Raw genomic sequence first — 8,964 nt, 5'->3', positions numbered from 1 at the left:
AATAAGCTCTCTGCCGATATGTGGAAACAACGCGCCCAGCAACGTGTTTATTGGACGGGTGCGGCTTTTTTTGCACAGGCCGACCTTAAGCTACAAAAACAAGGTTTATCTGTCGCGGGTATAATAAAACAGTATCAAACATGCTGTAGACCCGCTCGTTCTAGTGCTAAAACCTTTATAAAAGAGTTAGATAAGTTATCCAGCAGCAGCATTTTTACAACACTGTATGCAAAATATAATACCTGTACTGATTTTCCTGATATTAATAAAAAGCAGCTAAACACGCTTTAACGGCTGCTCTGTTTTATATAGCTACTATATTCAACCAGCCCTTGCGCATTAAAATTGGTTGAGTACTCGTTCATAAAACCATGCAAAAAATTGGTTTTATAGCACTTAACACTCGCTTTGGTGCTTAAAGCTTTAATAACTTCATCAACATTAAAGTGACTCTCACTTTCTGGGAATATGAATTCACAGGGTACATTTGCATCTAACGCTAAATAATTACGAATTTGCGACGGATAAAAGCCAATTAACTTTTTAAGGTGTGTATTGCCTGTTAATAACTGTGCCCGCCATGCTGCACTTGCCCCTGCGCTAAACGCAATACATGTGGTCGGCACTTTTAAACTCTCAAAGCATTCTAGAAGTTTGTCCGTGTATTTGTCATGGCCACACTGCTGTATAAAATTATTATAACTATCTTTTTCACTTTCAATAGCTTGAATCTTGTTGTTGTATGGGTCAACAATCACTAAATTTGAACTAATTGCCTGTGATAACTTACTTAAAGCAGGGGTTAAACCATAAATATCACTCACTATTAAGTAATTCATACTTATCCTTTAGTAACTAAAAATGGGCTTTGTAAGCAGTTGATAAGATTTATTATAAATATTTTTATAATAAATAGCTTGCACACAATTTATATATAAGTTACCTTCCCTCTCTGGTTTAAAGAAACCGCCGCGGTTAACCATTTACCCTGATCCAGTAAGCCCCGCAAAACGTATATTTGAAAGCTAAGTTATTGTACGGCGAGAACCCCTTGAATAATACCGAGATGATTTTTTATTATCATCGCAAAAGTGTCATAAAGATCGTCAACACTGTAATGAAGCTAAACACAACATCGTTAATTTATTGACTGCAATTTGCTATACAAATATAGCGCAGAATAAATAACAAGAATAAAGTGAGTTTTATTATGTCTTATAAATATAACGGGTCTATGATCCAAATAGCACATCCAGTGCAATCAATTTCAGTAAACAAACATCGTGTAATCTTCAGTGATACACAAGGTTTAAAAAATGCATTATTTCAAAAAGCGAGTGATGCACGCCAGTTTGTTAAGTGGCTAAAAGCTAACTAAGCAACATATAACTTTAATTGCCATTCTATTATTGCAATTATTGATAAGATATTATGCCAGCCTTGTTGCTGGCATTTTACTTTTTAGCCCTTTATTGGTTACAATAGTTTTACAATAATAATTACTGGTAGCTGTTGTAATGCTCCGTATATTTTTAACTTTCTTACTTTTCTTCTGTCTGAGCTCAATAAGCAATGCTAGAACCATAAACTGGCTAGCGCACGATTTTGCACCCTATTATATTTTAAATGGTCAATATCAACACCAAGGCCGTGACGAAAGCATAATTTTTTTACTTGAAAAACAACTTCCTAATATCACCTTTAACCGCATGCTTATCCCCTCAGGTAAAGTAATTCAAGAGCTGTCCAATACTTCAAATAATGTTTGTGCGTTATCGCTTTATAAAAATGATTACAGAAAAGAGCATATTTATTTCACAGACGAAAGCTCGACAACGGGCCTCTCGCCTTCAATAGCAATGCATAAAAAGCTCGCCAAAGCATTAAATATAGCGGAATCAAAAGAAGTATCACTACTCAATTTAATACAAGATAAAAAACTAACTCTTGGAGTTTCTATGAGCCGCTCTTATGGCCAAGAGATAGATACATTGATAAACAGTACGCCTAATATAGATTTAGTAATTAGACCCACACGCGATAGCCTAGCGAGCCTTACATATATGCTTAACCTAAAACGAATTGATATTTTGCTGGGTTACCCAAGCGAGCATTACTATTTAGCTAAATCAATGCACTTTGAAGAAAACTTAACCCAACGTCCATTAACCGAATCTCCAGCGCTCAGTTATGGCTTTATTGGTTGTACTAAAAACGAGCAAGGCGCAAAAGACATCGCTATTCTTAATGAGCAGCTTAAAGTTATTAAAAAAACGCAGGCTTATAACGATTTACTTATGCGCTGGTTGCCTGAGGATTTAAGGCCTCTATTAAAATCGCGCATTAATAGCGCAAAATAAGCAAATTCAAAGTCGCTTAATTTGAGTTTCTGTTAAGCAAAAAAAACGCCACAGTAAGTGGCGTTTTTATATTCAATAACTGTATTACTTACGAACGCCTTCTATTGATAAAATAATATCAACATGAGTAGATGCAGGCCCTAAGTTGTAATCAATACCGTAGTCGGTAAGTTTAAGGCTGGTTTCGCCTTCAAAACCTACGCGGTATCCACCCCACGGATCTTTCCCTTCGCCCACTTTATCTATTTCAAAGGTAATAGTTTTAGTTACGCCATGCAGCGTAAATTCGCCGGTTACGTCGGCCTCTTCACCATTTTCATCAAATTTAATGCTGGTGCTTTTAAATGTCGCTTTTGGGTATTTATCCACATTTAAAAAATCTTTACCGTGTAAGTGCTTATCGCGCTCTGCATGGTTAGAATCAAGGCTTGTGGTGTCAATATTTACCATAATTTTTGATGCATCAGGGTTTTTAGCATCATAACTAAATGTGCCGTCAAAAGTATTAAAACGACCATATAACCAGCTGTAACCTAAGTGTTTAATTTTAAAGTTAACAGATGCGTGCCCGCCTTTTGTATCAATTACATAATCAGCTGCATTAGCGGCTGNGTTGCCGATAACATCATTGCAGCCGAAACGGCTGTGCTTACTAATAATTTTTTCATTTTAATCATCCTTTAATGGTTTGATCATTCTGATTAAGGTTTTATCTTTATCGATAAAGTGATGTTTTAACGCCCCTAGTGCATGCAATACTGCAAACCCTATTAATGTGCACGCGCCGTAATAATGTACTTTTCCTGCAATATCGGCTTGGTCATCAAAAGCAAAATCAAGCGCTGATACGTTAAATAAGGTAAACACTTCTATTGGACGTCCGTCTGCGGTTGATATTAAATACCCAGCAACAACAATAACGGCCAAAATAATATACATAACAATATGCGCGGTGTGTGCTAATTGGTTCATACCTTTACTTTCACCTAAGGGTTTAGGTTGTGTAGATAAAGCACGCCATAAAATTCTAAATAAAAATACGGCCACAAGCGTAATACCAATGCTTTTATGTAAATCGAGCGAGCCTTTATACCAGCTATCGTAATAAGTAAGCTCAACCATATATAAACCTAAACCAAACAGGCCAAAAATAGTCAACGCCATGAGCCAATGTAAAATAATGGCGACAAGTCCGTAAGATGAAGGTGTATTTTTAAACATGTGTAACGTCCTATAATGCTATGACGTTACAATATAGTGCATAGCCGTAAATGAAAATAACATTTACAAACACTTTACGTGCGTATAAGCACAGAACTTTGATAATTAAAGTCAGTTTTAGAAGTTGAGGATTAAACAGATAAGTTTATAGGGTGGATTGCTCGCTCAAGCTGACATAAATTAAGCTCTCTGGGCTTACTTGCAAACAAGTAACAAGTCCTTCTTTAATGAGCTCAAGCATGGCTATAAAACTAACCACCACACCACTACGCCCTTCATCAGGCGTAAAAAGCGCATTAAAAACCACTGCTGAATTTGCTTTCGATAGCTGTTGTAATATTTGGCTCATTCTCTCTCGGGTTGAGAGTACTTCGGCAGTAATTTGATGATGTTCAAACGTTTTTGCTCGCGCCATAACATCACTCAACGCCAGCATTAAGTCTTTAAGTTCAATATCAGGGAGGTTTTGACTTGTGTCTTCATTTATTGGCATAGCGGCATGCGCTATAAAAATATCACGCCCAACACGGGGGATATCATCGAGGTTTTCGGCGGCTTTTTTAAATAACTCATATTCTTGCAGGCGTTTAATAAGCTCAGCGCGAGGGTCTTCTTCCTCTTCAAGCTCTTCGTGAACAGGGAGTAATAAGCGCGACTTAATTTGTGCAAGTAACGCAGCCATTACTAAATATTCGCCGGCAAGTTCGAGTTGAAACTCGGTCATCATTTCAACGTAACTTACATACTGCTCTGTAATACTAAAAATAGAAAGATCGAGCACATCAAGCTTATGCTTTTTAATTAAATAAAGCAGTAAATCGAGAGGGCCTTCAAAGGTTTCTAATATTATTTCGAGCGCATCGGGCGGAATATATAAGTCTTCTGGTTTATCTACAACCGCTTTACCATGCAAAAAAGCCAGTGGCAACTTTTGCTGCACTGGCTTTTCATTACTTTTTGTATCAGCAGTACTTTCGCTCACTTGTTATTACTCAAATGGGCTTGTATCACCACAGCCAACACGTAATATTTTAACTTCATCTTCTGACAAGTCGATTACTGTGGTTGCTTGCTCGGCTAAATGGCCACCGTGAATAATTAAATCAACGTGTTTATCTAATCGCTCTAAAATTTCATCCGGATCTGATTCAGTAAACTGCTGCCCGGGTAAAATTAAAGAACACGACATTAATGGCTCGCCAAGTTCGGCAAGTAACGCACAAGCAATTGGGTGTTCAATTACACGCATACCAATGGTTTTTTTCTTGTCGTTTAATAAACGCTTAGGGACTTCTTTTGTGCCTTTAAAAATAAAGGTATAAGGCCCTGGCGTATTATTTTTAATTAATCTAAATAGCTGGTTATCTACACGTGCATAAGTAGATAGCTCCGATAAATCACGGCACACTAGCGTAAAATTATCGTTTTTTTCAATACCACGAATACGCTCTATGCGCTCTTTGGCTTGCTTATTACCAATGTTACAGCCAATGGCATAGCCCGAATCTGTTGGGTAAACAACAACACCGCCTTGTTTAATAATATCAACGGCTTGACTAATCAATCTTGGTTGCGGGTTATCAGGATGAATATGGAATAATTGACTCATGTTAATGCCCCTTCTTGTCCTTCCCAAACTTGCCAAACACCTTGGCAGTCTTTTGGTAGGTATAAATTTTTGCCAAGCTCTAAATAGCTTGTCGGAAAATGAAAATCAGACCCTTGCGAGCAAAGTAGTTCGTACTCACGGCTGAGTTCACCTAAAAATTGACGTTCGCTTGGCGCCTGTTGAGGTTGTGCAACTTCCATTGCGTCTCCTCCTACACTTTTAAATTCTACTAATAATTTGCGTAGCCACTTGTTTGACATTTGATAGCTACTTGGGTGCGCAAGTACAGCAACACCACCTGCGGCATGTATTGCCTCTACAGCGATTTGCATGGTGCACCAGCAACTTGGTACGTAGCCTGTTTTGCCGCGCCCTAAGTACTTTTTAAAAACACCCGGGAAATTTTTAGCTACACCGCGCTCAATAAGGGCGCGTGCAAAATGTGCGCGCGTAATTTGCGCGTCTTTTGCCAGCTCTTTAGCTTGCTCGTAAATGCCATCAAAGCCATTTTTTGCAAGGCGTGCGCCAATTTCTAGTGCACGCTCTTCTCGCTTTTGCTGCTGAGCCGATAATAAAGAGGTAAGGTCAATATTATTAATATCAATATTTAAACCTACAATATGAATTTCGAAGCTTTCCCATTTAGTAGACACTTCGGTACCCGTTATTAATGAAAGCGGTAAGTTTTCTGCTTCAATAAATTGCTGAGCAGGCTTAATAGCCGCCACAGTGTCATGATCGGTAATAGCAAACACATCAATATTTTTATCAACAGCGCGATGCAATAATTCTTCAACCGTTAAACGCCCGTCTGAATGTGTAGTATGGCTATGTAAATCGTATTTTATCAAAAGAAAACTGCTTAAAATTAAGGGTTACTGGTGTTTATGTAAGTATAACAACTTTTTTGACTAAATTGTTTTAAATAAACACTTGACACAAAAGCATAAGATACGTTTTACTGTAACCACTTTCAGACACATTAAGAATTAACAATAATGATCAATTCAAACTTAAACACTATTTGGTGGTGGCACTCGTAATTTTCGGGTGATGAATTGTCGTGTCTAGAAAAAATTCAAAACCCGCAACTATGCGGGTTTTTTTATAACTAAATTTTACGAAACATATACGTTAAAAATATTTAATAAATTTTGAGGCAGAAAAACATGAATAACGGTCTTACTCTTACACATCGTTGGTGGTGGCGCCTGATATAGCGGGACGGTAATGATCTGTTTGTAATTTAGATATCGTTATTCAAACCCCGCACTGCAAAAGCACTGCGGGGTTTAATTTTTTGAGGGAATGAGGTTTGATTTTTAGTCATATAACTACCACACCAGGCGAAGTAACAAGCATTACGCAAGTACGCGACTATATTAGTAGCCCTCTTGCATTATACGCGGCACTTGATAAGCCTAACTCACTACTGCTTGAATCAGCTGAGATTGATTCTAAAGACAGTGTAAAAAGTTTAATTTTAGTTGATAGCGCCCTGCGCATTGTATGTAAGGGTAAAACGGTAACTGTTAGCGCACAATCTAATAACGGCAAGCAATTATTAAGCTATTTACAAGCAAATGTTAAGAGCTGTGATTCACAATTAAACGACACAACGCTTACACTTAACTACCAAGACACCAGCAGCGATATAGACGAAGCAAGTAAGCTTGTTGCCGATAACGCCTTCAGCGCTCTTCGTACCTGTATTAACAGCATTCAAAGCACTACCGAAAATCCGTTTTCGGTATTTTTAGGCGGTGTGTTTGCCTACGACATGGTGGCAAACTTTGAGCAATTAAGTGATGTACCTGATGGCGAAAACACCTGCCCAGATTACGTATTTTATTTAGCTGAAACGTTAGTTGTTATTGATCATCAAAAGCAAACAACTGAGCTTATTGGTAATGTATTTAACGGCCCAGACGTACACGCTAACTGTTTTGAAGTAGGTAAAGAGCTTGAGCGCTTAAATACGCTGTGCGATAACGCAGCAGAATTTAGTGCGGATATGCAAAGTGGCGAATGTGAGGTAAGCGTTGATATAAGCGACGAAACGTATTGCGAGCAAGTTGTTAAGCTTAAAAAGAACATTGTAGATGGCGATATTTTTCAGGTAGTGCCGTCGCGTACATTTTCACTACCTTGCCCTGATTCTTTACATGCGTATAGCCAGCTTAAAAAGCAAAACCCAAGCCCTTACATGTTTTATATGCGCGATGAAGACTTTGCATTATTTGGCGCGTCTCCTGAGTCGGCCCTTAAGTACGACGTAAGTAATCAGCAAGTAGAAGTTTACCCAATTGCTGGTACTCGAGCGCGCGGCAAATTTGCTAACGGGCAAATAAACCCCGACTTAGACAGCCGCATTGAGCTGGAACTAAGAAACGATCAAAAAGAGCGCGCCGAGCATTTAATGCTTGTTGATTTAGCGCGTAATGACGTAGCCCGCATTAGTATTGCAGGTACTCGTTTTGCCAAAGAGTTATTAAAAGTAGACCGCTATTCACAGGTAATGCATTTAGTTTCACGCGTTGTTGGCACATTAAAACCAGAACTTGATGCACTGCACGCTTACCAAGCGTGTATGAACATGGGCACGCTTGTTGGTGCACCAAAAGTACGTGCTGCTGAGCTTGTACGTCAAACAGAAGGGAAGCGCCGTGGCAGTTATGGCGGCGCTGTAGGTTACTTAACCGGTGATGGCGCAATGGATAGTTGTATTGTTATTCGCTCTGCTTTTGTTAAAAATAACATAGCCTACGTGCAAGCAGGTGCAGGTGTAGTATTTGACTCAGATCCTATTTCAGAAGCAAACGAAACTCGCGCTAAAGCACAAGCGGTTATCACCGCCATAAAATCTACGTATAAGGCGGTATAAAATGAGTAAAACGAATCCTATTAAAATCTATTTTTTAGATAACTTTGACTCATTTACATATAACTTAGTTGATGAGCTTACGATGCTTGGCTGCGAACTGGTTGTTTATAGAAACAACATTAGCGCTGAGGTTATTTTTAATAAAATGCGCCAAGAGCAAGGACAAGTACTATTAGTACTTTCCCCAGGTCCTGGCACACCAAGCGATGCAGGCTGTTTAATGGAGCTTATTGAGCTCTCTAAAGGCCATTTCCCAATGCTAGGCATTTGTTTAGGCCAACAAGCGTTAACACAAAGCTATGGCGGAGTAATCGGTCACGCGGGTGAAACCGTACATGGTAAGTCTTCAATTATTAATTTAGGCGAACATCCTGTATTTGATGGTATGGGCAATACAATGCCTGTAGCACGTTACCATTCATTAATGGCAACAAAAGTGCCTGGTAATATAAAGGTTATTGCCCAGTACGAGGATATCCCTATGGCTATTTATCATCATGATGACAATGCATTGGGTTATCAATTTCATCCAGAATCAATACTGACGCCAAACGGCGCAATGCTACTTCAGCAAAGTGTCGCTTACTTAACACGCGCTAAATAAAAGAGGACATTATGAGTACACAACCAGAACAACCCATAAATGTTCAACACGCTATTGAGCAACTAATTACAGGGCAATCATTAAGCTACGCAGACGCCAAAGCACTGTTTGATGAAATAATGCAAGGTAACATGAGCGAGATTGAGCTAACCGCCCTATTAATAAGCCTTAAAATTAAAGGCGAAGTAAGCGATGAAATAGCAGGTGCTGCAGCCTCAATGCGCGATAACGCTGTTGCTTTTACTACCAGCAGTACACAACTTGCTGATAGCTGTGGCACAGGCGG

Annotated in this window: 9 protein-coding genes and 3 pseudogenes; 6 read left to right on the top strand and 6 right to left on the bottom strand. The window is 38.9% G+C overall.

Annotation, left to right across the window (positions count from 1 at the left end; genetic code table 11):
* Window positions 1-291: pseudogene (locus L652_RS0120525) on the top strand (hypothetical protein); the annotation flags it as partial.
* On the opposite strand, the gene L652_RS0120520 reads toward L652_RS0120525, so the two are convergent.
* Entirely contained in the window at window positions 288-839 is a 552-nt protein-coding gene (locus L652_RS0120520) for a hypothetical protein (RefSeq protein ID WP_024595128.1), read from the bottom strand. The pseudogene L652_RS0120525 and the gene L652_RS0120520 sit on opposite strands and share 4 nt — an antisense overlap.
* 371 nt (window positions 840-1,210) lie before the next feature.
* Between L652_RS0120520 and L652_RS1000000125150 the strand changes: the two genes are divergently transcribed.
* Together L652_RS1000000125150 and L652_RS0120510 are read left to right on the top strand one after the other, a co-directional pair.
* Window positions 1,211-1,378, top strand: coding sequence for a hypothetical protein (locus tag L652_RS1000000125150; RefSeq protein WP_002961566.1), 168 nt, complete (start codon window positions 1,211-1,213; stop codon window positions 1,376-1,378).
* A gap of 139 nt (window positions 1,379-1,517) precedes the next feature.
* Window positions 1,518-2,360: a transporter substrate-binding domain-containing protein gene (locus L652_RS0120510; RefSeq protein WP_024595129.1), complete on the top strand. Its 843-nt coding sequence runs from the start codon at window positions 1,518-1,520 to the stop codon at window positions 2,358-2,360.
* Between the two features lie 84 nt (window positions 2,361-2,444).
* On the opposite strand, the pseudogene L652_RS01000000124225 reads toward L652_RS0120510, so the two are convergent.
* From L652_RS01000000124225 to L652_RS0120485, 5 genes and pseudogenes are all read right to left on the bottom strand, one after another.
* Window positions 2,445-3,028, bottom strand: a pseudogene (locus L652_RS01000000124225) (YceI family protein).
* A 1-nt stretch (window position 3,029) separates the two neighbouring features.
* Window positions 3,030-3,581, bottom strand: coding sequence for a cytochrome b (locus L652_RS0120500; protein WP_024594560.1), 552 nt, complete (start codon window positions 3,579-3,581; stop codon window positions 3,030-3,032).
* Between the two features lie 145 nt (window positions 3,582-3,726).
* Entirely contained in the window at window positions 3,727-4,563 is an 837-nt protein-coding gene (locus L652_RS0120495; RefSeq protein ID WP_024594559.1) for a ScpA family protein, read from the bottom strand.
* 6 nt (window positions 4,564-4,569) lie between these two features.
* Window positions 4,570-5,190: an L-threonylcarbamoyladenylate synthase gene (locus tag L652_RS0120490; protein WP_002961576.1), complete on the bottom strand. Its 621-nt coding sequence runs from the start codon at window positions 5,188-5,190 to the stop codon at window positions 4,570-4,572.
* Window positions 5,187-6,041 (bottom strand): PHP domain-containing protein, encoded by an 855-nt coding sequence (locus L652_RS0120485; protein ID WP_024594805.1) that lies wholly within the window; start codon window positions 6,039-6,041, stop codon window positions 5,187-5,189. The genes L652_RS0120490 and L652_RS0120485 overlap by 4 nt, the downstream gene beginning before the upstream one ends.
* 464 nt (window positions 6,042-6,505) lie before the next feature.
* Here L652_RS0120485 and L652_RS0120480 point away from each other — a divergent pair, with 464 nt between their 5' ends.
* The 3 genes and pseudogenes from L652_RS0120480 to L652_RS0120470 all read left to right on the top strand — a co-directional run.
* Complete coding sequence (locus L652_RS0120480) at window positions 6,506-8,074, top strand: anthranilate synthase component 1 (protein ID WP_024594804.1); 1,569 nt, start codon at window positions 6,506-6,508, stop codon at window positions 8,072-8,074.
* Between the two features lies 1 nt (window position 8,075).
* The gene (locus tag L652_RS0120475; protein WP_024594803.1) at window positions 8,076-8,678 is read left to right on the top strand and encodes an aminodeoxychorismate/anthranilate synthase component II; all 603 of its coding nucleotides are present in this window, start codon (window positions 8,076-8,078) and stop codon (window positions 8,676-8,678) included.
* An 11-nt stretch (window positions 8,679-8,689) separates the two neighbouring features.
* Window positions 8,690-8,964, top strand: a pseudogene (locus tag L652_RS0120470) (anthranilate phosphoribosyltransferase); the annotation flags it as partial.

The sequence above is a fragment of the Pseudoalteromonas sp. TB25 genome (assembly GCF_000497995.1).
In the GTDB taxonomy this organism is placed as follows: domain Bacteria; phylum Pseudomonadota; class Gammaproteobacteria; order Enterobacterales; family Alteromonadaceae; genus Pseudoalteromonas; species Pseudoalteromonas distincta.
This window is presented reverse-complemented; position numbering and strand designations above follow the sequence as displayed.